The sequence below is a fragment of the Saxibacter everestensis genome (assembly GCF_025787225.1).
In the GTDB taxonomy this organism is placed as follows: domain Bacteria; phylum Actinomycetota; class Actinomycetes; order Actinomycetales; family Brevibacteriaceae; genus Saxibacter; species Saxibacter everestensis.
Window position 1 is genome coordinate 2,828,007 of record NZ_CP090958.1, and the last position, 25,225, is coordinate 2,853,231.

The 25,225-nt window shown below is 64.4% G+C and carries 17 protein-coding genes; 4 read left to right on the plus strand and 13 right to left on the minus strand.

Annotation, left to right across the window (positions count from 1 at the left end; translation table 11 throughout):
* Window positions 1-201 precede the first annotated feature (201 nt).
* Both LWF01_RS13510 and LWF01_RS13515 read left to right on the plus strand, forming a co-directional pair.
* The gene (locus LWF01_RS13510) at window positions 202-1,458 is read left to right on the plus strand and encodes a phospholipase D-like domain-containing protein (protein ID WP_349637887.1); all 1,257 of its coding nucleotides are present in this window, start codon (window positions 202-204) and stop codon (window positions 1,456-1,458) included.
* 188 nt (window positions 1,459-1,646) lie between these two features.
* Window positions 1,647-3,032, plus strand: a complete 1,386-nt coding sequence (locus LWF01_RS13515) for an NAD(P)/FAD-dependent oxidoreductase (protein ID WP_349637888.1) — start codon at window positions 1,647-1,649, stop codon at window positions 3,030-3,032.
* An 82-nt stretch (window positions 3,033-3,114) separates the two neighbouring features.
* Here the strand turns inward: LWF01_RS13515 and LWF01_RS13520 are convergent, their stop codons facing one another.
* From LWF01_RS13520 to LWF01_RS13540, 5 genes are all read right to left on the minus strand, one after another.
* Window positions 3,115-4,296, minus strand: coding sequence for a low temperature requirement protein A (locus tag LWF01_RS13520; protein ID WP_349637889.1), 1,182 nt, complete (start codon window positions 4,294-4,296; stop codon window positions 3,115-3,117).
* A gap of 104 nt (window positions 4,297-4,400) precedes the next feature.
* On the minus strand, window positions 4,401-5,648 hold the full coding sequence (locus tag LWF01_RS13525; protein WP_349637890.1) for a M20 family metallo-hydrolase: 1,248 nt from the start codon (window positions 5,646-5,648) through the stop codon (window positions 4,401-4,403).
* Window positions 5,649-5,735: 87 nt separating this feature from the next.
* Complete coding sequence (locus tag LWF01_RS13530) at window positions 5,736-7,364, minus strand: amidohydrolase (protein ID WP_349637891.1); 1,629 nt, start codon at window positions 7,362-7,364, stop codon at window positions 5,736-5,738.
* 60 nt (window positions 7,365-7,424) lie between these two features.
* Entirely contained in the window at window positions 7,425-9,059 is a 1,635-nt protein-coding gene (locus LWF01_RS13535; RefSeq protein WP_349637892.1) for a thiamine pyrophosphate-dependent enzyme, read from the minus strand.
* A complete protein-coding gene (locus LWF01_RS13540; protein WP_349637893.1) occupies window positions 9,056-10,375 on the minus strand; it encodes an MFS transporter in 1,320 nt (439 codons plus the stop codon). The genes LWF01_RS13535 and LWF01_RS13540 overlap by 4 nt, the downstream gene beginning before the upstream one ends.
* 193 nt (window positions 10,376-10,568) lie before the next feature.
* Here LWF01_RS13540 and LWF01_RS13545 point away from each other — a divergent pair, with 193 nt between their 5' ends.
* A complete protein-coding gene (locus LWF01_RS13545) occupies window positions 10,569-11,759 on the plus strand; it encodes a helix-turn-helix domain-containing protein (RefSeq protein ID WP_349637894.1) in 1,191 nt (396 codons plus the stop codon).
* A gap of 34 nt (window positions 11,760-11,793) precedes the next feature.
* Here LWF01_RS13545 and LWF01_RS13550 read toward each other — a convergent pair whose 3' ends face one another.
* From LWF01_RS13550 to eat, 6 genes are all read right to left on the minus strand, one after another.
* Window positions 11,794-12,861: a Gfo/Idh/MocA family protein gene (locus tag LWF01_RS13550; protein WP_349637895.1), complete on the minus strand. Its 1,068-nt coding sequence runs from the start codon at window positions 12,859-12,861 to the stop codon at window positions 11,794-11,796.
* 90 nt (window positions 12,862-12,951) lie between these two features.
* The gene (locus tag LWF01_RS13555; RefSeq protein ID WP_349637896.1) at window positions 12,952-13,731 is read right to left on the minus strand and encodes a 3-oxoacyl-ACP reductase; all 780 of its coding nucleotides are present in this window, start codon (window positions 13,729-13,731) and stop codon (window positions 12,952-12,954) included.
* Between the two features lie 27 nt (window positions 13,732-13,758).
* Window positions 13,759-15,132, minus strand: a complete 1,374-nt coding sequence (locus tag LWF01_RS13560) for an aldehyde dehydrogenase family protein (RefSeq protein WP_349637897.1) — start codon at window positions 15,130-15,132, stop codon at window positions 13,759-13,761.
* Window positions 15,129-15,887 (minus strand): gamma-glutamyl-gamma-aminobutyrate hydrolase family protein, encoded by a 759-nt coding sequence (locus tag LWF01_RS13565; RefSeq protein ID WP_349637898.1) that lies wholly within the window; start codon window positions 15,885-15,887, stop codon window positions 15,129-15,131. Before LWF01_RS13565 ends, LWF01_RS13560 begins: the two co-directional genes overlap by 4 nt.
* A gap of 10 nt (window positions 15,888-15,897) precedes the next feature.
* Entirely contained in the window at window positions 15,898-17,265 is a 1,368-nt protein-coding gene (locus LWF01_RS13570) for a glutamine synthetase family protein (protein WP_349637899.1), read from the minus strand.
* Window positions 17,266-17,314: 49 nt separating this feature from the next.
* Entirely contained in the window at window positions 17,315-18,703 is a 1,389-nt protein-coding gene (eat, locus tag LWF01_RS13575; protein WP_349640930.1) for an ethanolamine permease, read from the minus strand.
* A 236-nt stretch (window positions 18,704-18,939) separates the two neighbouring features.
* Between eat and LWF01_RS13580 the strand changes: the two genes are divergently transcribed.
* Window positions 18,940-19,680: a FadR/GntR family transcriptional regulator gene (locus LWF01_RS13580; protein WP_349637900.1), complete on the plus strand. Its 741-nt coding sequence runs from the start codon at window positions 18,940-18,942 to the stop codon at window positions 19,678-19,680.
* A gap of 89 nt (window positions 19,681-19,769) precedes the next feature.
* On the opposite strand, the gene LWF01_RS13585 is transcribed toward LWF01_RS13580, so the two are convergent.
* Together LWF01_RS13585 and LWF01_RS13590 are read right to left on the minus strand one after the other, a co-directional pair.
* On the minus strand, window positions 19,770-20,585 hold the full coding sequence (locus LWF01_RS13585) for a DNA-formamidopyrimidine glycosylase family protein (RefSeq protein ID WP_349637901.1): 816 nt from the start codon (window positions 20,583-20,585) through the stop codon (window positions 19,770-19,772).
* A complete protein-coding gene (locus LWF01_RS13590) occupies window positions 20,578-25,191 on the minus strand; it encodes an ATP-dependent helicase (RefSeq protein ID WP_349637902.1) in 4,614 nt (1,537 codons plus the stop codon). Before LWF01_RS13590 ends, LWF01_RS13585 begins: the two co-directional genes overlap by 8 nt.
* Window positions 25,192-25,225 lie beyond the last annotated feature (34 nt).

Consider the following 25,225-nt stretch of genomic DNA (forward strand, 5'->3'; position numbering starts at 1 on the left):
CGGACGGGCCCGGCACAAATGGCCGGGCGTAGGGATTGCTCACACGGTGCAGCCCCCGCGCAGTGCCGCGTCAGGCAGTCCCCGTGCGGTGCCGCGTCAGGCAGCCTCGCCCGGCACCACGTCAGGCGGCCCCGCCCGGCACCGCGTCAGATCGTGAACAGAAGAACACGTTGCGTCCTGAACCAGATTAGGATCTTCCTCATGAAACCCAGTATCGGACGCGGATCGCTGAGCGTTGCCAAAAGAATCCTCTGGCGCACCGCGCTCGCAGGTGCTGCGACGCAGCTGACCGTGATCGCCGGCCTGATCGTCGGCGATGCCATCAAGAAGCGCGGCCGGGCAAAGCGCTCCGGGTTTCCGCGACCCGGCAGCTTCGAAAGCACCGTCGCGGGTTCGACCACAACCGTCTACACATACGGCGCCGACCTCTATGAGGCCATGCTGACAGCGATCCGGCAGGCCGAACGCCACATCTTCCTGGAGAGCTACATCTGGAAGGGAGACGAACTCGGCCAGCAGTTCAAGGATGCCCTGGCCGAGGCTGCCGAGCGGGGCGTCAAGGTGTATGTGAGCTACGACGGGTTCGCGAACCTGGTTGTGCGGCCAGATTTCTTCAGGTTCCACCCCGCGATCCAAGTCTTGCGATCACCGGTAGTGCGGCCGGGGATTCTGCTCGCCAACGTGCGTGCCACCGGCCGGGATCACCGCAAAGTGCTTGTGGTCGACGACGAGATCGGGTTTATCGGCGGCTACAACATTGGCTCCATCTACGCTACCCAATGGCGTGACACGCATCTCAAGATCGTCGGTCCATCGGCCTGGGAACTACGCCAGGCTTTCGTCAGCTACTGGAACACCCACCGGAAGAAGCAGCAACCGAGAATCCCGGAGACCAGTGCCGGCTTCTGGGAACCGAGAGTACGCTCGGTCACCAACAGCCCTGCCAGCCTGGTGTTCCCGATCCGCAGTGTGTACCTCGATGCGATCAACCGCGCCGGGCAACGGGTCTTCATCACCACCGCCTATTTCATTCCGGACAGCCAGATCCTCGAGGCGCTGATCGAGGCCGCCGGCCGCGGAGTGGATGTGCGGGTGCTACTTCCCGAGGCCTCGAACCACGTTGTCTCGGACTGGCTCTCCCGCGGGTTCTACACCGAGTTATTGAAGGCCGGCGTGACCATCCTGCTCTACGAGAATGCCATGGTGCATGCCAAGTCCGCGACGATCGACGGCCAGTGGACGACCGTCGGCACAGCCAACATCGACCGGCTGAGCCTGACCGGCAACTACGAGATCAACATGGAAGTCTACGATGTGAACCTGGCCAAGGACATGGAGCGGATCTTCGAGATTGACAGCGGCAACAGCCGGGTTCTCACCCTCGAAGAGTGGGAGCGCCGCCACCTGGTCGCCAGGGTCAGCGAGACCATCCTGGCACCGCTTCGGCCGTTGCTCTGAGTGGACGAACCCGCCCGGGCCGGTCGACAGCTCGTCTAAACGCGTGGTAAATATTTGCCGGCTCGCACCGACCTGGCAAGTCCCAGCGATGGCGAAAACTGAAGAAGAAGCCTGTTCCTGGCCGATCACCGGGTGTTTAATGAGGACCGGATGCCCGAACTCACAAACGGCGAAGGGACCCAGCTGTCATGTCAGCCTCGAAACAGCACGTGCTCATCCTCGGCGGCGGTTACGTCGGCCTGTACACGGCATGGGGGCTGCAGAAACAGCTGGCCTCGACCTCGATGAGAATCACCCTGGTCGAACCCAATGCCTACATGACGTACCAGCCGCTGTTGCCGGAGGTCGCCGGAGGGGAGATCGAGCCACGGAACGTGACGGTTCAGTTGCGCAAGGCTCTCCCCCGGGTCGACCTGTTCCGCGGCAAGCTGCAGGACCTGGACTGCGAGCAGAAGACGGCGACCCTGCTGTCAGTCGACGGTGAATCTGTTCGAATGGATTACGACCATGTCGTCTTCGCTCTCGGAGCGATCACTCGCACCTTCCCGACCCCGGGGCTGGAGGAGAACGCGGTTGGCTTCAAGACGGTCGAGGAGTGTGTCTACCTGCGCAATCGGGTGCTGGACAGCATCGCGCTTGCGGCGTCCACGACAGATCCTGCCGAGCGAGCCAAGGCACTGAGTTTCGTTTTCATCGGTGGCGGCTACACCGGGGTCGAGGCGATAGCCGAACTCTCCGATCTGGCGAAGATCGCGCTTCGCAGCTACCCGGGTGTCAGCGAGTCCGATATGCACTGGGTGCTGCTCGAGGCGCTGGACCGGGTCGCAGTCGAGGTCGGCCCGCAGCTGTCGAAATGGACCTTGCAGCACCTGCGTAAGCGCGGCATCGACGTCCGGCTCGAGACCACGATGAAATCGTGCATCGACGGCCAGGTCGTGCTTAGCGACGGAGACAGCTTCGCCGCCGGGACCATTGTCTGGACTGCAGGGATGAAACCGAATCCGGTGCTGGATGCCACGAATGTGCCGCGCGGGCCCAAGGGCCACGTCAACGCGAATGCCCGGCTCCAGGTGATAACGGACGACGGCGATGTCGTTGACGGCGCGTGGGCGGCCGGCGACAATGCGCAGGTTCCGGACCTTACGGCTGAGAAGCAGCCGGCTTATTACCCGCCGAACGCGCAGAACGCGGTGCGGCAGGCGAAACTTCTGGCCAAGAACATCGTGGCCGCAATCCGGGATGACGAGGTGGTCGAATACCGGCACAAGTCGCTCGGCACCCTGGCAAGTTACGGCGTGGGCAAGGGCGCTGCCGTCGTCCTTGGGGTTCGACTGCGCGGGCTACCGGCCTGGATCGCGGACCGCGCCTACCACGGCTTGGCGATGCCGACCTATGCCCGAAAGGCACGAATCTTCGCCGGCTGGCTGATCAACCAGTTCACGCCGCGGGACATCACGCCGATGACGGCGACCGAGCACCCGCGACGTGCCTTCGTCAGCGGCATGAATGCCCAGGGTCAGGTCGGTAGCAGCGACAAGGCCAGCGCCGGCAAGTCCGACGACTCGAGCACCTAGTTGGGAACCATCCGTCGTTTGAGTTCCGGGTTCCGTAAGTTATCCGCGATCAGAACCTTTCGGAACCCGGACCTCGGCAGCTTCAAACTAATCGGCCTGCCCTGGGCGTGGGGTCTCGAAGCACCAGGACGACAACGACGAGGACCATGATCAGGGCGGTGACCGTGACGGGGGTCGGAAAGAATGTGTCTAACAGGACGAGGACCGCGCCGAGGGGGACGACGGTGTTGACGATGCGGTCCGCGTTATCCCGCAGGGCGATCCACCAGATTCCGAGCACGAAGATTGCGATCGGGACGGTAACGGTGAACGACGCCGCAACCTCGCTGAGCTTGCTTTCTCCGGTGAGTACGTCGATCTGGACCTCGATGCCGGCAGAAAGAGCACCGGCCGCGGCAAAGACGAAGTAGTGCACATAGCCGTAGCGCAGCGAGTCGCCGAACGAACCTATGGCCTCGTGATGCGGCGGCCAGAAGTAGATCCACCATAGTGCTGCCGTGACGACGAGGGTGAGGATTGAGATCGAGATGAGCGGGCCGAGGGCACCGTCATCATGGAGCGCCTCGATGATCGCATTGGCCGTCGCCAGCAGGCTCTCACCGAGCAGGATGAGAGTGAACAGACCATAGCGTTCGGTGATGTGGTGCGGGTGCCAAGGAGTCAATCCCCGGCGTTCGGCGACGATCGGGACCGCGAGTTCGGCGGCAATGAGCAAAATCAGCGTCGTGATAGCCAGGGGGCCGGACAGGGTGAGCTGAAACAACCAGAGGATCTGCACGATGCCGATGCCGATCGCGTAGCTCTGGGTGGCACGGCGGCTCCGGCCGGCGCGGCGCGAGGCCCGCAGCCACTGGGCGATCATCGCCACCCGCATCACGACGTAGGCGAGGATGAGCACCGTGAAGTCGCGGTCTACGAACACCGGCTCGATACCGGCAGCCAGTACCAGAACCCCACCCATCTGGATGAAGGTGAGCACCCGGTAGAGCCAGTCGTCGGTGGAGAAGGACGTGGCGAACCAGGTGAAGTTCATCCAGGCCCACCAGATGCCGAAGAACACCATGGCATAGCTGATCAGGCCGTCGACGACGTGGTCCTCGGTGAGCGCATGGTGGAGCTGCACCGCCGCGGCGCTGACGGCGACGACGAAAACCAGGTCGAAGAACAGCTCGAGGGTCGAAGCGGTCCGGCCCGGCTCGTTCGGATCGCGTGGGCGCATCGGGGTCAAGCGGAATCGCGGACGCGGTGCAGTGGGATACGCCATCACTGATTTCCTTCCGCGAAGCTGGAACCGGCTGTCGTCATCGACACAATGTTCCCTCAGATCACGAGCCACAGACAACGGACGGGCTTGTCCCTGAACAAGTCTCAGCCGGTGAGGTCACCGTCCGCCAATCGGGAGACCACCTCGGTCAGCAGGTCCACGCCCGCGCAGATGTCCTCATCCTTGGTGAATTCCTTCTCGTTGTGCGAGATCCCGTCGACGCTTGGCACGAACAGCATCACGGTCGGCACGATGTCCTTCATGTTGGTTGAGTCGTGCCCGGCGATCGTCATCATGTGCCGATGCGACAGTCCCAGATCTTCGGCTGCTGAGCGGGCCAGCTTGACGCCGTCCGGGTTGTACGACAGCACGCCCCAGCTGTGCGCCGTGGCTTTCTCGATCCGTACCCGTGCCTTCTTCTCGATCTCGGGAAACCGCTCGTGCAGCATGGCGTCCGCTTCGGCCAGAACGTTCTCATCGGCCGAGCGAAGGTCGAGATGCAGCCGGACCTCCCGGGCCACCACGACGGGCGAGTTGGGGTGGATCAGCATCTGGCCCACCGAGGTGTGCAGCGGCGTTTCGGTGAATGCATCCGCGATCTCCCGGGCGGCGACGACGAGATGCGCTGCGCCAAGCATGGCGTCCTGCCGATCGGCCATAACGGTTGATCCGGTATGTGACTGCTCACCGTGCACGACGAGGTGGTACTTGTTGGCTGCCCACGTTGATTCGACGAGTCCGATCGTGGTGTCTTCCTCGTCCAGGATGCGGCCCTGCTCGATGTGGATCTCGGCGTAGCAGGCTGCCTCGGGGCCGCGTCCGGAGCCGAGGCAGCCGGTGTCCTCGAGCGCCTCGCGGACTGTGACCCCGGCCAGGTCACGCGTAGCCAGCGCCGTCTCTGCGTCGAGTTTTCCGGTATAGACCGAGCTGCCCATCATGCTGGGCTGAAAGCGTGAACCTTCCTCGTTGAACCAATTGACCACCGCAAGGTTGTACTGCGGCGTTCGGCCGGCATCCCGCCAGAGACCCGCCAGGCGATTCGCGGCATGGGCGGCGGCGAGCACACCGTAGGCGCCATCGTAACGACCGCCGCGTGGCTGGCTGTCCAGGTGCGAGCCGACGAGGACGTATGGCGCACCGGGCACGAGCTCGAGCATGCCGAACTGGTTTCCGATCTGGTCGAATTCGACGGTGAAGCCGCGGGAACTCAGCCACTGGGTAAGCCAGGCGCGCTGACCGCCATCGGGTTCCGTCCCGGCTTCGCGCTGCACGCCGCCGCGCTCGGTCTCCCCGAAGCCGGAGAGGGCGTGGAAGTCCGCGATAACGGCCTGGTCGGCCGGATTCGGTGTCATCTGAAGGTTCCTCATTTCATGGTTATGCGTTTGGCACTTACAGTTCGACGAACTGCGGCGCCGCTCCCGCTGGCCTTGGTGCGACGTTCAGCCGCCGTGAGTGAACTCTCCGCCCACGGCGGTGCCAAGCACCTCGATGCCGGCAATGTCTTCGGTCGCGACGTCCATTGGAGCGTTCTCCAGCACTGTGAAGTCGGCAAGCATCCCGGGCACCAGGGTGCCCTTCCGGTCGCCGAAACCGGTCGCCTGCCCGGACACCGCCGTATACGCGCGCAGTGCCTCGTAAGCACTGAGCTTCTCTGATCCGGCTCCGAAAGTCGCGCCGGATCTGGTCTTGCGGTCGACGAACGCCTGGATCCCGCGCAGGGCGTTCCCGTCCGCGCACGGCCGGTCCGAGCTGCCAGGCATCAGTACGCCGCCATCGATGAACGATTTCGCCCGGTACGTCCAGCCCGAGCGCTCCTCACCGAGTGACGCCATCATGCCGTCGCCGATCGCATCGAAGAACGCCGCCTGCGGCGTCACCGCGATTTCCGCGTCCCGTAGCTTCGGCAACTGATCGGGTCGGACCACTGCGGCGTGCTCGATCCGGCTTGGGACTGCGGGCGGACCGAAGCGTTTCCGCGCCGTGCCGATCGCATCGATGGCCAGGTCGATGGCGGCGTCGCCGATGGCATGCACCGCGAGCGCCCAGCCCGACCGGTAGGCGTCAATAATCCGGCCCTTCAACTCGTCCGCGTCCCCCTGCAGATACCCGCGCTTGTCGGGATTCGAGCAGTAACACTCGGTGAGCGCGGCCGTCTCGCCGGAGAGCGCACCATCCAGGAAGATCTTCACCGGACCGATCGACAGATAGTCGTCGCCGAAGCCACTCCTCATGCCGAGGTCCAGGCCGATGCCGAAGCCGTCATCCGCGTTCGCCGCAACCGGGTGCAGTACGTCCATTGCCGGCATCAGCTGGGCACGGGCATGCAACTGACCGGATTCCCGTGCCGCCTGATACGCAGCAACCTCGGCCGGACTGTGGCCGATCCAGCCACCGGCGATGCCTGCTTCCGAGAAGCTGGTGATGCCTTCGGCGGCGTAATGCCGAGTGGCCCGATCAAGCGCGGCCCGGATGTCGGCCTGTGAGTAGGGTCGCACCAGGTCCTGGATGAGCGCCTGCGCCGTCTCCTCCAGCAGCCCGGTCGGGTTGCCCTGCTCGTCGCGGCGTACCAGCCCGCCCTCCGGATCGGTGAAGCCTGGAGCGAAAACACCGGCTCGCCGCAGTGATTCGGTGTTGGCGATTGCCGAGTGGCCAGACGTCTGCCGGATATAGAGCGGCCGGCCGCCGGCGATCTGGTCCAGCACCGCTATGTCCGGATAGTTTCCGCCGAACTCGTGATGGTTGAAGCCGGTCGCGAAGATCCAGTCGCCGGAGCCGAGGTTCTCCGCCCCGGTTCTCAGCCGCTGGTAAACCTCCGGAATGGTGCGCAGTCCGCCGAGGTCGATCTCGGCCAGGGTCAGCCCGTACCAAGTGGTGTGGCAATGCACATCGTTGAAGCCGGGAACCACGGCGGCCCCGGCGGCATCGAAGCGCTGTCTGGCACTCAGCCCGGTCAGCTCGTCGTCGAGGCCGACCACGCGGCCGGCCAGCACGCCAAGCCTGCTGGCTTGCGGTCGCGCCGCGTCCATGGTGTGGATGCGGGCGTTGTCAACAATGAGGTCGAGCAGCATGGTTCATTGATCCTTGATGGCCGGTATGCGGGGCAAGCGGTGGGTAACGGGTAACGGTGACTATGGACGGCGGACGGCCGGGTCGGTGAGTAGGTGCAATACCGCGGGACCATCGGCCGCGAGTGCCTTGACGAACGCATCCTCGAACTGCGCTGTGGTTTCAACCCTCGCCCCGAAGGCCCCGTAGGACTTGGCAAGCTCGGCGAAGTCGGGGTTTGTCAGCGACGTGCCGCTCGGCCGCCCAGGGTAGTCCCGCTCCTGGTGCAGCCGGATCGTGCCGTAACACCCGTTGTCGACGATCAGCACGATGATCTTGGCGCCGTAGCCGACCGCGGTTGCCAGTTCCTGACCATTCATCAGGAAGCAGCCGTCGCCGGCCACAGAGAGCACCTGCCGTTCCGGGAACACAAGTCCGGCGGCAATTGCGGCCGGCACCCCGAAGCCCATCGCTCCGTTGCGGGGGCCAAGCGCGGATGGGAAACCATGAGTCGGCAGAAACCGCTGCGCCCAGACAGCATGGTTTCCGGCGCCGTAGGTGATGATCGCGTCCCGCTGCATCCGTTCCCGGACGACGGCCATCGCGGCCTCGAGGTCGACATAGCTGTCCGCTGCACCGGCGGCATGGTCCGGCGTAGAGAACTCGAGCTGCTGCGCACGTGCCTCCTCGATCCATGCCGGCTGCTCCCGGGTCTCGCGTTCGGCCGAGCGAGTGCTGATGGCTGTGCCGAATTCGGCGACCGAACTCACGATCTGCAGATCACACCGGCCGAAATGACCATGCGCGTCGCCGTCGGGTCCGATCACCGCCGTCGTCGCGTCAATGCCCAGCAGATAGGAGTCGCTCGGCACGTCGGAACGGACACAGCCGAGGAATATCTGCAGGTCCGCGGCGTCGAGGCTCGCGGCAAGCGAATCGCGGCGTCCGTAGCCGAGCGAACCCAGATAGTTCGGGCAATCATGGTCGATCACGTCGTAGGCCCGGAACACGGCGGCGATGCCGATGCCGCGCGCTTCGGCCCAGTCGGCGACAGACCCGGAGGCCTCGTCGGTCCATGCCTCGCCGCCGACCACCAGCATCGGTCGCTCGGCGGCATCGATCAGCCGGTCGAGCGCGGCCAGATCCTCGGCACCGGGCGCTAGCCGTGCCCTGGCCCGAGGCGCCAGTGGGGCGCCATCCGTCATTTCGAGCAGCACTTCTTCCGGAAGGCCGACGATGACCGGCCCGGGCCGGCCGGATACAGCGGTGTGCATGGCGTCGGCAACGACGTGAGCCGCCGATGCCGGGTTGTCCAGCGTGACCACCTTCTTCGCGGTCGAGCCGAACCAGCCGGCGAGATCGAACTCCTGGAAGGCCTCCCGGCCGCGCACCTCGGTAGGGATCAGGCCGACGAACAGAACCAGTGGCGTGGCGTCCTGCCATGCTGTGTGCACTGCGATGAACGCATTCGACGCTCCCGGCCCGCGGGTGACCATGGCGACACCTGCGCGCCCGGTAAGGCGGCCCTCGGCCAGTGCCATGAAGCCGGCACCGCCCTCCTGACGGCAGACAACGGTTTCGATCGATGAATCGTGCAGGCCGTCGAGCACATCGAGGTAGCTCTCGCCCGGCACGCAGTAAGCCCTGGGCACCCCTTCTGCTTCAAGCTGTCGGACGATGAGATGTCCCGCGCTGCAAGCGGCGATGCCGTCACTCAATGTTTCAGTCCCTTCTCGTTAATGCTCAGCCGTGGTGAGAATATGCCGGCACTCATGGTGATCAATGAGATGACGACGAGCATAAGCGCTGCGGGCCAGAATTTCTCCCCTGCGGCGGCGAGTAGCGCGGTGGCGATCAACGGAACGAACCCGCTGATCATTCCGGCCAGGTTGGAAGCGATTGCAACACCGGAGTAGCGCAACTTGGCCGGGAACAGCCCGGTGAGGATCGTGCCCGAGACGGCATAGGGCATTGACAGCGCGGCAACGGCGATCGACATGGCCAGCACGACGAGGACCGGGTTCCTGGATTCAACCATCATGAAGGTCGGGAACGCCAGAACGGCCGACACGATGCCACCGACGATGGCCACCTTGCTGGCGCCGAAGCGCTCGCCGAGGCGGCCGCCCAGGATCAGCACCGGGATTTCGATCGCGGCAGCGATCACCGTGCCAAGCAACATCAGCTGTGAGGACAGGCCTAGCTGCTGCGTGCCGTAGCTGATCATGAAGGTGGTGACCAGGTAGAAGCCGCCGACGCCGAGCAGCGCCGCACTCAGGCCGACCAGGATCTGCAGCGGCGAAGTCTTCAGCACCTGCTTGATCGGCGCACTTTCGGACTCACCCGCTTCGAGGATTTCGTTGAAGATCGGCGACTCGGTCAGCGAGCGCCGGATCAGGATGGAGATCAGCAGCAGCGGGATCGCCAGCAGGAACGGGATCCGCCAGCCCCAGGAGTCGAATGTTTCCTGCGAGAAGAACAGCGCGACCAGGAAGAAGCCTCCTGAGGACAGCAGGGTCCCGATCGGAGAACCGATCTGCGGCATCGCAGCGAACCGGGCGCGCTGCTCGATCGGCGCGTGCTCGACAGCGATCGTGACCGCGCCGCTCCACTCGCCGCCGACGGCAAGGCCCTGCAGGACACGCAACAGGATCAGCATGATCGGCGCGGCGAGACCGATGCTGAAGTAGTTGGGCAACAGCCCGATCAGCCCGGTGACGATACCGATCCCGACGATAGTGATCATCAGGGTGCGCTTCCGGCCGATTCGGTCGCCCATATGGCCGAAAATCAGTCCGCCGATCGGACGTGCGACGAAGCCAACGGCGAGAGTTCCGAATGACTGCATTGTCGCAACCAGCGGATCACCGGAGACGAAGTACTGGACGTTGAACACCAGCGCGGCGGCCGTGGTGAACAGGAAGAAGTCATACCATTCCAGCGCCGTACCGACGAGCGCGGCGATGGCCACCTTTTTGGCGGTGGCCGGGTCGACGTGCAGGGCGACTTTCGCCTCGCTGACTGTTTCAGACAATGTGGTCTCCGATTTAGGGCTGGCGCGATTAGTGTGTCGCACCCCATACAACCAGTGCGTGGCGCGCAGTACGATGGCAAATACGAACGGATATTGTCGGCTTTGTTGTGCATCTGCACAACCTGGTCGGTCTTTCCGCTTCGGAGGGCGTCGGAGCGGATCGCCAGTCCGGTTCATAACGAGTGGGGGCATCATGCAGGACCTGCCGCAGCTCAAACTACAGACGCTTGACCGCTGGCGGGAACTGGTTCAGGACCTGCAAGGCGACATCGGCAGATTGCTGGACACGTTCCTGGAATCCCTTGCCGACAACAGCCCCTACACCTCCGGTCTGGTCACTCCCGAAGACATCACCGAGAGCGGCGTCCACTCGTTCCAGCTGCTGCTGGCCGCGCTGCTGAGCGACGATGAGGTGCCGGATTTCGGCGTGCTGCCGACCCAGCTCGGGCGTCGCCGGGCGCGCCAGGGGGTACCGGCGGAGAACCTGGTGGCGGCAGTCCGTCTGGACTTCAAGATCATTTGGGCATCCCTGCTGCGCAGAGCGACAACTGATGACATGCCCGTGCTGTCGGTGCACGTCGAGCGGGTCTGGCAGGTTGTCGACGAATACGCCCGGCAGGTGCAGCACAGCTACCTCACGGAACGCGCCATCATGGCCCAGGAAGAGCGAAGCCAGCAGGAGCGCTACGTCGCTCTGCTCTTCGGCAGCCAGGGCCGGCTGCCGGAACAGCTTCGGCAGATCGCCTTGTCACTCAAGGTCGACAGCTTTAGCGATTTCCGAGTGTGTGCGGCCTCCGGCCCTGCTGCGACGTCACTGCGTCACGCCGCGCATCTGGCGGCGGAGCGTGGTCAGTCCTGCTACGTCCACGAACAGGGCGTGTGCACCGTGGCGTTCTGGCCGGTGACCAACCGTCCCGGCGGCCCGGGACGTTCCAATCAGGACCGGTTTGGGACTCTCGATGAGCGGATCCCGGGGCTGGCGCAGGTGGCATGTGCCGACATCCCCGTCGTTCGGGGACTGGCGGCGGTTCCCGCTGCCGCCGAGCAGGCCGCCGAACTGCTGCCGCTGTTGACGCCGGAGGACCGCGGGCCGCGGCAGTTGCGATCTCTGTGGCAGCGCGTCGCGAAGCGGCGACTGGACGATGTCGGAAACCTCAGCTCGCTCATCCTGGGCGGCCTTGATACCTGTACCGGAGACGAGCGGGAAAGGCTGATCGAAACAGTGCGTGCCTATCTGAGATTCGGGAACATCGCCGAAACCGCCCAGGCTTCGTACTGTCACCGCAACACGGTGCTGAACAGGCTGCGGCGCTTCGAGGACCTCACCGATATCAATGTGACGGTGCCGAACGAAGCGGCTCTGGCCGTTGTGCTGCTCAGCTGAATGAGGCGGCCCGCGGCGCGGGCCACTTACGCTCTCACCGAGCCTCGACCGGCGGGTACTTGATCCCGACCTGTTTCCGGACATCGTCGAATATCCGGGCGTATAGCTGGGACTCGGCCAGCGGCATCAGATCGCTCTGGGTTTTTCCGGCCCGAACACAGTCGGTCACTTCGCGAAGCTCATAGACGTAGCCCACGCCGACCGGCTCGAACCTTTCGATCCGGGTATTTCGATCTTGATCGGTGATGTGCAATTCACGGGGGCAGTTCTGCCGTTCGGGCACCTGAAGGAACCCGCGATCGCAGCCGATCGTGACGCTGCCCGGCCCGTTCGCGGCGAAGGAGCAGCTCAGTTGGGCGTATCCCTGCGGGTAACTGAAGGTCATCGAGGTCTGGGTGTCAACATCTCGCCTGGTCAATTGCCCCACGGCATGAACCGAGTCGGGTGCGCCGAAGATGCTGACCGGCCACATTGCGGTGTAGATGCCAAGGTCAAGCAAAGCTCCACCGCCCTGTGCAGGATCCCACAGCCGCGAGTCGCCTTCCCGGTCCTCCCGGGCGGCGAAGCCAAGGTTTGCACTGATCCAGCGTGGGTCGCCGAGCTCGCCGGAGTGGACGATCTGCAGCGCCCTCTGCATTCCCGGGACGAAACGCGACCACAGCGCCTCCATCAGGAAGCGCCTGCTCTTCTCGGCCAGGTCGACCAGCTGATCCAGTTCGGCGGAATCTATGGTGATTGCCTTCTCGCAGAGCACATGCTTGCCCGCGGCCAGAGCCGCCTTGGCAATTTCGAAATGCTGACCGTGCGGCGCCGCGATGTAGACCACCTGAATCTCGGGGTCGGCCAGCAACGCCTGGTGGCCGTGATAGCCGCGGTCGAACCCGAACTCGCTGGCGAACGCGTCGGCTCGTTGCTGGCTTCGGGAGCTGACGCCGACAAGCCGCGCATCGGGAAGCAGCGCCAGGTCCTTCGAAACTGTCCGCGCGATGTTCCCGGTGGCGACGACACCCCAGCCCAAGGGGTCTCCGGTTGGTGTCAGCGGATCAATGTGCTCCGGCCGGACGGTGAATCGGCCGCCCACCTGGGTGATCGTGGTGTCCATGCCATCACTCTAACGGCGGGCCTTATTGTGAATCTTCCTGCGCGGCGGCGACCCCGCTACCGATTGCCCGTGCCAGCACAGCCGCCGCGGCTACATTGGTGTGACATACGCGCCGGAGATTCCGCCATCCACCAGGAACGTCGACGCGGTGATGAACGAGGCATCGTCGCTGGCCAGGAAGGCGACGGATGCGGCAAGTTCCTCCGGCTCGGCAAATCGTCCGAGCGGCACGTGGACCAGCCGGCGCTGAGCCTGCTCAGGGTCTTTGGCGAACAGTTCCTTGAGCAGCGGGGTGTTGACGGGGCCAGGACAAAGTGCATTGATCCGGATCCCCTGCCGGGCGAACTCAACGCCGAGCTCGCGACTCATCGCCAGCACGCCGCCTTTGGAGGCGCTGTAGGAGATCTGTGAGGTGGCGGCGCCCATTACGGCTACGAACGACGCCGTGTTGATAATCGATCCCTTGCCCCGTTCCTGCATGTACGGGATCGCATGTTTGCAGCAGTAGTAGATCGAGGTCAGGTTGACCTCCTGCACTCGGCGCCAGGCATCGATCCCGGTGTCCAGGATCGATGCGTCATCCGGGGGTGAAATTCCCGCGTTATTGAACGCGATGTCGACACTCCCGTACGTTTCCTTCGCAGTGGCGTACATGTTCTTCACGTCGTCCTCGTTCGTCACGTCGACCTTGACGAACATGCCGCCGACTTCTGCCGCGGCTTCCTGGCCGGATGTCGGGTCGATGTCCGCGATGACGACACGCGCGCCTTCTGCCGCGAAGCGACGGGCGGTGGCCAAGCCGATGCCGCTGGCACCGCCGGTGATCACGGCGACCCGGCCGGACAGCCGGTTGGAGATAATTTCAGTCAACGTTGCTCCTTGATGTTGAGTCCGGGGTTACCCGGCAGTCGCTGCCGATGTCGAGATGAAAACGTTCTTTGTTTCGGTGAATGCGGCCAGCGCGTCCGGTCCGAGTTCACGGCCGAGACCGGACTGCTTGAAGCCTCCGAACGGGGTCGAGTAACGCACCGAGGAATGCGAGTTCACCGAGAGGTTCCCAGCCTCGACGGCACGGGATACCCGCAGCGCCCGGCCGAGGTTCTCGGTCCAAATCGATCCGGACAGCCCGTAGTTCGTGTCGTTCGCGATGGCGATCGCCTCGGCCTCGTCCTTGAACGGCACAACCGAGACAACGGGGCCAAAGATCTCTTCGGCGAAGTCGCGGCTGGAGGTGGAAGTGGGCGTGAGCACCGTCGGTGCGTACCAGAATCCGGGGCCTTCCGGCGCGGTCCCGCGGAAGGCGACGTTCGCACCATCGACATAGCCGGCGACCGAGCCGCGATGCGCGGCTGAGATCAGCGGACCCATCTCGGTAGCCGGGCTGGAAGGGTCCCCAACCCGAAAATCTGTCACGGCTTGCTCGAAGTGAGCCATGAACTCGTCATAGGCGCTGGCCTCGACCAAAAGCCGGGAGCGCGAACAACAGTCCTGGCCCGAGTTGTCGAAGACTCCGCCCGGAGCCGCTAATGCGGCGGCCTCCAGGTCGGCGTCCGCGAAAACAATATTTGAGTTCTTGCCGCCGAGCTCCAGCGTTACCCGTTTCACCTGATCGGCACAGCCGGCCATGATCCGTTTGCCAACCGCCGTCGACCCCGTGAAAACCACCTTTCGTACAGCCGGGTGGGTGACGAAGCGTTCGCCGACGACCGATCCCTTTCCTGGCAGGACCGTGAAGACGCCATCCGGAAGCCCGGCCTCACGGGCCAGTTCCCCGAGCCGGATAGCGGTGAGCGGGGTCAATTCCGCGGGCTTAAGCACGACCGTGTTTCCCGCGGCCAGCGCAGGTGCAAATCCCCAGCCGGCAATCGGCATCGGAAAGTTCCAGGGCACGATAACTCCGACGACGCCCAAGGGCTCCTGAAAGGTGACATTGATTCCGCCGGCCACCGGGATCTGCTTGCCGAAGAGCCGCTCCGGCGCGGCCGAATAGTAGGTGAGCACGTCCCGGACGTTGGCCGCCTCCCAGCGTGCATTGCCAATGGTGTGGCCCGCGTTGACCACCTCGAGTTGCGCCAGATTCTCGATGTCTGCGTCGACGGCCGCGGCAAACCGGCGGAGCAGCAGTGCCCGATCGGCCGGCGCAACCTCGCGCCAGGATTCGTATGCGTCCGCCGCAGCCGCGACCGCCCGGTCGGTGGCCTCCAGCGAGCTGAGCTCGACCGAGCGGGCAACTTCTTCCGTGGCCGGGTTGATCACGTCGTAGGTCGTCATGGTTTCGACACCTCCGCTTTCTCCATCTGTTCCTGTACCGCGGCAATGAAGCCCCTGAATAGCCTGTCGTCCTGCGGGTTCTGCTCCGGATGCCACTGCACTCCCAGAACCCAGCCTGCCCCGATGGTCTCGACCGCCTCGATGATTCCGTTGTCCGCCGACGCCGTAACCCGCAGGCCGTCGGCCAGCCGATCGATCGCCTGATGGTGGTAGCACGGCGCTGTAGCCGACTCCCCCAACAGATCGCCGGCGATCGAATGCGGTTCGGCGAAAATCTCCACCTCGCCGAACTGGCCGAGCGCTGGTTGGTAGTTGCTGGCCTCGGGAGCGACATCCGGCAGATGCTGGATAAGTGTCCCGCCGAGCGCAACATTGAGAACCTGCGCGCCACGGCAGATGGCGAAAAGTGGCAGCCGCCGGTTCAGCGCCGATACGGTCAGCGCGATGTCATGGTCGTCCCGAAACGGCTGGAAGTACGATGTCGGATGCGGTTCCTCGCCGTAGTTGGCGGGATCGACATCGACGCCGCCCACTATGATCAGGCCGTCGAGCACATCGAGGACGCTAGTATCCGTGCCCACCGGCGGTAAGAGAATCGGCACGCCACCAGCCGCCGCTACTCCACGGACATACGTGGCGGGCAGCACGACGGCGTCGTCATCCCACACGCCCCACCGGGCCTGCTGCAAGTACGTTGTCAGTCCGATTCGCGGCCGACGTCGCTTGCCGGACTCTGTATTGGGTGTCGTCTCCACAGTCATCAGATTAGAGCCGTTCAAAACCACGCACGCGCTCCCAGTCGGTGATAGCGGAGGCAAAAGCGGCGAGTTCAACCCGGGCCGCGTTCACATAGTGATCCACCACGTCACTGCCGAATGCCTCGCGCGCAAGCTCGCTCTTCTCCAGCAGATCAGCCGCGTCGCGCAGTGAGGTCGGCAGCCGCTCGGCATCGCCGATATAGGCATTGCCCTCGGTTATCCCCTCCAACGGAAGCCTGTTGTCGATGCCGTGCAGACCGGCGGCTATCAAGGCGGACACCGCCAGGTATGGGTTGAGGTCTCCGCCGCCGATCCGGCATTCGATTCGCAGCGACGGGCCGTGCCCGACAACGCGGATCGCGCAGCTTCTATTGTCGATGCCCCAGGCGACCGCGGTCGGCGCGAAGCTGCCTTCCACGAAGCGCTTATACGAATTGATATTGGGGGCGAAGAAGTAACCGAATTCCTTCAGGCAGGCCAGCTGGCCCGCTATGAAGCTCTCCATCATCTCGGAGAAGCCGTGCTCGCCGTCACCGGCCAGCACTGTCTCGTCATCGACGCTGCGCAGACTGAGATGGATATGGCAGGAGTTGCCCTCACGCTCGTTGTACTTCGCCATAAAGGTCAGGCTCTTGCCGTGCTGCGCGGCGATTTCCTTCGCGCCAGCCTTGTAGATGCTGTGATTGTCGCAGGATGCCAACGCTTCCTCATACCGGAACGTGATTTCGTGCTGTCCGAGGTTGCACTCTCCCTTCGCGGCCTCGACGTATAGCCCGGCTCCCTCCATGAAGTTGCGGATGTCGCGGAGCAGTGGCTCTACCCTGGCGGTGCCCAGCAGCGAGTAATCGACGTTGTACTGGTTGGCCGGATTCAGACCGCGATACCCGGATTTCCATGCTTCCTCGTAGGGAGTGTCGAAGACGATGAACTCCAGCTCGGTGCCGGCGTGTGCGGCAAGGCCACGTTCCAGCAGCCGGGCCAGCTGGGCTTTGAGGATCTGTCGTGGCGAGGCGACCACGTCAGTGCCATCGGGCCACTCCACGTCGCAAATCACAAGCGCTGAGCCGGGCTGCCACGGAAGCAGGCGCAGGGTTCCAAGGTCGGGCTTCATCACTAGATCGCCATAACCGTTTGCCCAGGATGACATGGCGTAACCATCGACTGTATTCATGTCCACATCGACTGCCAGCAGGTAATTGCAGCCTTCTGCGCCGTGGTGCATTACTTCTTCGATGAAAAACCTGGCGCCGCAGCGCTTGCCCTGCAACCGGCCCTGCACGTCGGTTATCGCGACGACGACGGTGTCGATCTCGCCGGATTCGACGAGGCCCTTCAGCTTCTCCGGCGTGATCATGCCTTTCCGTTCTACCGTCATGAGCAAATCTCCGATCTGGTGGTTGCGTAAATACAGTCGTATCGAGGTTTCATTTCAGTTCCGCCTCAGCCTGCTGGATCTGGGCGAACTCCTCTTCAGGCGCGGTGGCCACGAGCCTGTGTCGGCTGTAGAACCAGAAGTAGCCGAGTGCCAGAACGAAGATTCCCGCGGTGATCGAGGCGGCGAGAACGTCGACGAAGAAGGTGGCGACGACGGCGACCGCCGCGAGCACCAGCGCGATCGACGTTGTGACCGTGCCGCCCGGCGTCCGATAGCCGCGCGGCAGGTTGGGTTCCCGCTTACGGAGCACGATATGCGAGAGGTTCAGCAGAACGTATGACACGGTTGCGCCGAATACCGCAATGTTGATCAGCAGTCCGCCGTTCTGCGTCGTCGCAGCCAGGATGAAACCGATGGTTCCCGGAACGATAAGCGCCAGATAGGGTGTGCGACGCCTGGACGTTAGCGAAAGCCACCGTGGCAGGTAACCCGATCGGGAGAGCGCGAACAGCTGGCGGGAATACGCGAAGATGATCGAGAAGAAGCTGGCAACCAGCCCGGCCAGGCCCGCGTAATTGACGAAACTGGCGAGCCAGGTGTTGCCACCGTAGGCTATCCGGATCGCTTCCGGCAGTGGGTTGTCAGACTCACTCATAGCTTCCGCGCCCGCGGTCCCTGGCACCAGCAGCAGCATCAGCGCACCGAAGACCAGCAGAGTGATCATGGCGACGATGATGCCGCGCGGCATGTCCTTTTTGGGATTCGCCGACTCCTCAGCGGCCAGCGGAACACCTTCCACGGCGAGGAAGAACCAGATGCCGAACACCAGCGCCGCAACCACTCCGGAAAATCCGAACGGCAGGAACTGACTGGCTCCGGCGGCCGCGGTCGGTTCGATATCAAAAAGTTTCGCCGGGTCGAACTTGGCGATCATGCCGAAGACGAACGCGGCGAGGGCAACGACTGCGATAGCGGTGATCACGAACATGACCCGCAGCGCCTCGCCAACACCCCAGATGTGGATGCCTATGAAGATGACGTAACACACCAGGTAGATGACCCACGGCTGGATGCCGCCGAAAAGCCCCAGTGCCTGAACGTAGCCGCCGATAAAAGTGGCAATGGCGGCGGGCGCAACGGCGTACTCGATCAGAATTGCCATCCCAGTGGCGAAGCCGCCCAGGGGGCCGAGTGCTCTGCGGGCGAAGCCGTAGCCGGCGCCGGCCGTCGGCAGGGTTGAAGACAGTTCCGCCAGCCCGAACACCATGCAGGTGTACATCAGGCCCATCAGCAGGAAGGCGATCAGCAGGCCACCCCAGCCACCCACCGCCAGGCCGAGGTTCCATCCGGAGAAGTCGCCGGAAATCACGTAGGCGATGCCGAGTCCTGCTAGCAGTATCCAGCCTGCGGCACCACGTTTCAGCTGACGATCTTTCATGTACTGGTCGTCGACCGACCTGTAGTCCACCCGTTGTTTCGCCACGCCGAACCCGCCTTTGCAGAGGAACTCAATGGTTTGGTTTCAGTCCATAGGATTCGTTCCAGTGTGCTCGCGTGAACATTTGATGGTCAAGCATATTTGCAATACTTCTCGCGGAACGGCCGGAGCAAGGTTCCCCGTCAGCGAACCGAGGGTAGAGTCTGGGACAAGTGATTGGTCCATAAAGGAGCCATATGGCAGAGCTTGCAGGACGAGCAACGGCGTATTCAGCCGCACGCGCCGAGTTGGCAACCCTACGACCGGTACGACAGGGCAACGCCTTCGAGGAAACCATCGAGCGGCTCCTGCAGTCGATCAAACTCGGCACTTTTCGGGTTGGCGACAAGCTGCCACCGGAACGGGAACTTGCCGATCGGCTGCGGGTTTCCCGAGCCACATTGCGTGAGGCATTGTCCGAATTGCAGAAGGCCGAATACCTTGAGGTACGCAGGGGACGCTACGGCGGTGCATATGTTGCGCCTCTTCCGAAAGCGTCCGCTCAGGAACCCCGTCCGGTCGAGCCGTCCGAACTCGAGGATGCGCTGGCCTTCCGCGGCATTATCGAACCTGCCGCAGCCGAACTCGCGGCGAGCATGGAGCTGAGCGCCTCGTCGAGGCGGCACCTGCAAACATGCCTTATTGAAGTGGGGTCCTCCGGCGAGCACCAGTACCGGCAACTGGATTCTCGCCTGCACTTGGCTATAGCGGAAGTAACCGGCGTTCCTAGCCTGGTAGCCGCGGTTGCGGACGTCCGCAGCAGAATCAACGATTATCTTGATCGGATCCCGCTGATCGGTGCCAACCTCGGCAACTCCCAGGAACAGCATGAAGAGATCGTCCGGGCGATACTGGTCGGTGACCCGGCGCAAGCCATGGAAATCAGCAGACGCCACGTCGACGGTACGGCGCTGCTGCTTCGAGGCTTCCTCGCTTAGGCCCCGGCTGGGGCACCTGGCTCAGTCACCCTAGTTCCGACGTGCCTTAAATTTCTCGTTTCCGGGACATCCAGATTCAGGTTACGCGTTCAGTTTGCGCGTTCCGGCTGGCAGCGTGGGCACCAGTAGATTGCTCGGCGCCGGTCCTCGTCGGCGGCTTCGGCGGCTTCGGCGGCTTCGGCGACCGATGATGTGCGGATGATGCTGCCACATCGTCGGCACGGCTGTCCCTCCCGGCGGTAGACCCATAGAGATTTGCCCCGTCGCTCGTCTCCGGTTGTGCACCTGATCGATCTGTTCTTGTTGAATTGCAGCATCCGGAACGCGGTATCGATAAGTTTCGCCGGGTCGGCGATCTGCCGGACCAGAATCTGCGGATGCAGCCCACGCAGGAAGCAGAGTTCGTTCCGGTAGACGTTGCCGACACCCGCCATCACCCGCTGGTCCAACAGGACGGCCCCGACATCCCGGTCCGGCTCGGCCAGGAATCGGGTCAGGGCCTGCCCCGCGTCCCAGTCCGGGCCGAGCAGGTCCGGGCCGAGGTAGGCCAGCAGATCACTCTCTTCCCGCCGCGGCAAGACCTGGAGTGTCCCCAGCGAAAAGCCGACGGCAACCTTGTCCTCGGTTGTGAGTATCGCTCGGGCCTGGAAGGCGGGGCGCCGCCACCGCTCGCCAGGGGCATACACCTGCCACGAGCCCTCCATCTTCAGGTGCGAGTGAACCGTCAGGTCACCGGCCCTGAGCAGCAGGTGTTTTCCGCGGCTCAGCACTCCCTCGACGACTCGTCCGCTGAGATCGACGGTTGCGTATCGCGGCACTCGGAAATCACTCGCCAGCAGTGTTCTTCCGGCAAGCGCTTGGTCGAGCCTGCGCGCGGTCAGCCAGACGGTATCTCCTTCAGGCACGGATCCGCAGGCCTTTGGGACTCGGATAGAAGCCGGCAGCCTCCATCATCACCGCCAACCGGGTTCCGCCGATGTACTCGCCATCGGCCTTCTCCACCACGAGTTTCTCGACCCCGCCGGCCTTCACTGTGCCGGCCAGCGATTCGATGGCGGATTTCAGCGAGTCCTCATCCTCAGTGAAGGTGAGCACTGTCCTGCCGCCCCGCTCGACATAAAGAGTCAGTTCTCCGTCGCACAGCACCACGAGTGCCCCCGCCTTACGTCCGGGCCGGTGCTGGGATTCCGCGGCTTCACGGACCGGCCAGGGCAGGGCGGCACCGTATGGATTGGCCGGGTCGGTCGCTGCAAGCGTGACCGTCTCCAGCGCAGCGACGGCTCTGCTATCGCGCGACTGGTAGCGACGGAGCCGGTCGATGGTCGACGCCGCGGCGAACTGGGCTGCGCCAAGACCTTCGACAAAGTACCCGCGACGGCAGCGGCCGGAATCCTCGAAGCCACTGAGCACCTTGTAGGCAAGCGCGAAACCTCCGGTGATCCCCTCGCTGGTCACCGAGCCGCGCAACACAATTCCGTGCCGGTCCAGAAGTTGTTCGGCCATCGCATGCGCGCGCAGGGTTGGGTCCGGCTCAGGCTCAGGCAGCAGGGACCAGCGCCCTGCCGCCGAGGGCGGCCCGGTCCGACTTGGTACCGCAGCGCGTCCGAGGCCGGAGCGGTACGAGCGGGCCCGCGGCGTTCGGCGTCGAACCGAGTGTGCAGGCTTTCCGCCTCCAATCAATGAGCGCAGCGGCGCGAATGTGTCATTGCTGAGGTATCCGGCCCAGACCAGGTCCCACAGGTCGCTGTGCAATGACTCGTCATCGAGACTGCCGATCGCGTCAGACAGCTGACGGAAGAAGAATGCGCCACCACCGCCAAGGGTGTCGAGAATGTTGCGCTGGCGCTCATTCGGCTCGAATTCCGCGTCCCGCTGCACGCTGAGCGGCAATGTCTCTGCGGGATGGAGGCTGATCCAGCCGTCGCGGCCGGGCAGGCTGCCGGCTCCTGACCAGACGACCTCGCCATTTGCGGTGAGCTCATCCAGCATGGCTGGACTGTAATCGGCAACACGGCTGGCAAGGATCAGGGACTCCCAGGCCGATGCCGGAGCTGGCACGCCTGCCAGCTGGTCGAGCACAGTCAGCACGCCATCGGCCCCGGTCAGCTCGCTGCCAACATGCTGCCAGGCAGGCAGGAACCGGCCCAGTGCGGCCTGTGGGACGGGCTCGACCTCATTGCGCAGGGCCGCGAGCGAGCGACGCCTCAGCTGCGACAGCACAGCGGTGTCGCACCACTCGCTGCCCTGGTGTCCCGGCCGGAACTCCCCTTCGACCACGCGACGATCGGCAGCCAGCCGACGCAGCGTTTCGAGTGCCACCGCCACGCCGATTCCGAACCGGACGGCAACATCGTCGGCGGTGAACGGCCCGTGTGTTCGGGCATAGCGGCCAATCACATCGCCTAGTGGATCTCCGACTGGCTGGAGGAATGCAGCCGGGATGCCGGCGGGAGGCGGCACGCCGAGGCCATCGCGCAACCGGGCGGCATCCTCAATCGGAACCCACCAGAGCCCCCCGGCAAACGGAACTTCAAGGATTCGTTTCGCCGACCTCAGCTCGTCCAGCCATTGCCGCGGATTCAGATCCGAATCGCACCGCGCCGCCACTTCCTCGATGGTCAGCGGTCCGAGGAGCCTCAGCAGGTCGGCGAGTTCCTCTGCCGTTCGCGCCCTGCGGTCCGGCGCGAGGTGCTGCAATTCGCGCTCGGTCTGCCCGATTACCTGCTCGTCGAGCAGCTCACGCAGGTCAGCCCGGCCAAGCAGTTCCGACAGCAGCGTGGTGTCCAGGGACAACGCGGCGGCGCGACGTTCCGCCAGCGGCGAGTCCGAGTCGTACATGAACGATGCGACGTAGCCAAACAGCAGGGCCTGTGCGAACGGAGAGGCTGTTTCAGTCGTCACTTCCGCCAGCGAGATGTCGCGGGCACTGATCCGGCGCGCCAGGCCGAGCAGCGACGGCACATCGTAAACGTCCTGCAGGCATTCCCGCACCGTTTCCAGGATGATCGGAAAGCTCGGATACTTCCGGGCCACATCCAGTAGTTGCGCGGATCGCTGACGCTGCTGCCATAGCGGCGAGCGCCTGCCAGGATTCCGCCGCGGCAACAGCAACGCGCGGGCCGCGCATTCCCGGAAGCGCGACGCGAACAGCGCCGAGCCGCCGACCTGCTCGGTGACAAGTGCTTCGAGCTCTTCCGGCTCGAAGACGAACAGCTCGGCGCCAGGAGGCTCCTCGCCCATGTCCGGCACCCGGAGCACGATGCCGTCGTCGCTGGCGGCGACGGCGCCGTCGATCCCGTAACGCTCCTGCAGACGCGCGCCGATCGCGAGCGCCCACGGAGCATGTACCGGAGTGCCGAAGGGTGAGTGCAGCACGACGCGCCAGTCGCCCAGTTCGTCCCGGAAGCGCTCAACCACGAGCATCCGATCGCTGGGAACGTGCCGGGTGGCGTCCTGCTGTGCCCGGAGGAATGTGACCAGGTTATTTGCCGCCCATTCGTCCAGGCCTGCCGCCTCGGCGCGACGCAAGGCCGTCGTTTTATCGGCGCCGGCGACCTCCCGAGTGAAGACGCCCAGCGCCTCGCCCAGTTCGAACGGCCGGCCAAGGTTGTCGCCGAGCCAGAACGGCAGCCGACCCGGTTGTCCGAATGCCGGGCTCACCAATACCCGGTCGTGGGTGATGTCTTGAATCTTCCAGCTGGTGGCGCCGAGGGCGAATACATCGCCGACCCGCGATTCGTACACCATCTCCTCATCGAGCTCCCCGACGCGCGAGGCCTTCTCCCCCACCATGAATACGCCGAACATGCCCCGATCGGGGATCGTGCCACCGGAGGTTACTGCAAGTCGCTGGGCGCCGGGACGGCCGGTCACAGTTCCGGCCTCGCGGTCCCACACCACCCGCGGGCGCAGCTCGGCAAACTCGTCCGAGGGATATCGACCGGCAAGCAGATCGAGAGTCGCATCGAAAACAGACCTCGGCAGCGTGGCGAAGGGCGCCGCCATCCGCACCGTGGTGAACCAGTCATCGACGTCGAGCGTGTCCATTGCCGCCGCGGCGACGGTTTGCTGGGCAAGCACATCGAGAGGATTCCGTGGAACACTCATCGACTCGATCGCCCGGGCGACCATCCGCTCAGCCGTAACCGCTGCATGCACGAGATCGGTGCGCTGTTTCGGGTAGATCACCCCGCGGGATATCTCGCCGACCTGATGGCCGGCACGGCCGATCCGCTGCAGGCCGCTTGCCACCGACGGCGGCGATTCCACCTGGACGACCAGATCGACGGCGCCCATGTCGATACCGAGTTCGAGGCTGCTGGTCGCGACCACACAGCGAAGCCGTCCCGACTTCAGGTCATCCTCGATCAAAGCCCGCTGTTCCTTGCTGACCGAACCGTGGTGCGCCCTGGCCAGCAGCGGTTCTGCGCCGTAGGACGTCTCGCTTTGCGCCATCATCTGGGCCGGAGGCGGCACGGCCGGCTTCCGGTCGTTCAGGGACGTTCGTCCGGCAAGCTGCGCGGAGTAGATCTCATTGAACCTCGAGGTCAACCGCTCGGCCAGCCGGCGCGAGTTGGCGAACACAATCGATGACTTGTGCTCCAGGACCCGTTTGACAATGCTTTCTTCGACGTGCGGCCAGATCGAATTGTCGGAGTTGTCTGAGTTGTCGGCCTTGTCGGTTCCGGCTACCGGCGGCGATGCGCCCAGCTCGGTCATGTCCTCAACCGGCACGACGACGCGCAGGTCGAAGGTCTTACTAGCCTCCGGCGCGACAACCCGCACCGGGTGTTTGCCACCAAGGAACCGGGCAATCTCCTCTTGTGGTCGTACCGTTGCGGATAGCCCGATCCGCTGCGCCGGACTCTCCAGGATCGCGTCGAGTCGCTCCAGGGACAGGGCCAGATGAGCCCCGCGCTTGGTGCCTGCGACGGCGTGCACCTCATCGACGATGACCGTATCGACGGAGGCGAGGGATTCCCGTGCCGCGGAGGTGAGCATCAGGAACAGCGATTCCGGCGTGGTGATCAGGATGTCGGGCGGTCTGCTGACGAGCGAACGCCGCTCGGCCGGACTGGTGTCACCGGATCGCACGCCGACCCGGACGTGCGGCGCGGGCAGCCCCATGCCGCGTGCTGTCTGGGAGATCCCGACCAGGGGCGCGCGCAGATTACGTTCCACGTCAACGGCGAGGGCCTTCAAGGGCGAGATATAAAGCACCCTGGTCGCGGCCTTGTCCTGCCGGCCGGCCGCGGCTCCGGCGCTCGGTCGGCCAGCGTCGGCGGACTCGGCGTCGGCATCGGTTTCTCCGGCAGCGAGCCGGTCAAGCGCCCAGAGGAAGGCCGCGAGCGTCTTGCCCGAACCGGTGGGTGCGACGACAAGCGCATTGGCGCCCGATGACACGGCATCCCACGCGCCGGCCTGGGCGCTGGTCGGCGCGGCAAACGCGCGGCTGAACCACTCCCTGGTGGCCGGCGAAAACCGCCGCAACACGTCCTCGGTTCTGCTCACCACTCCATGCTGGCACAGACCACCGACAACGCGA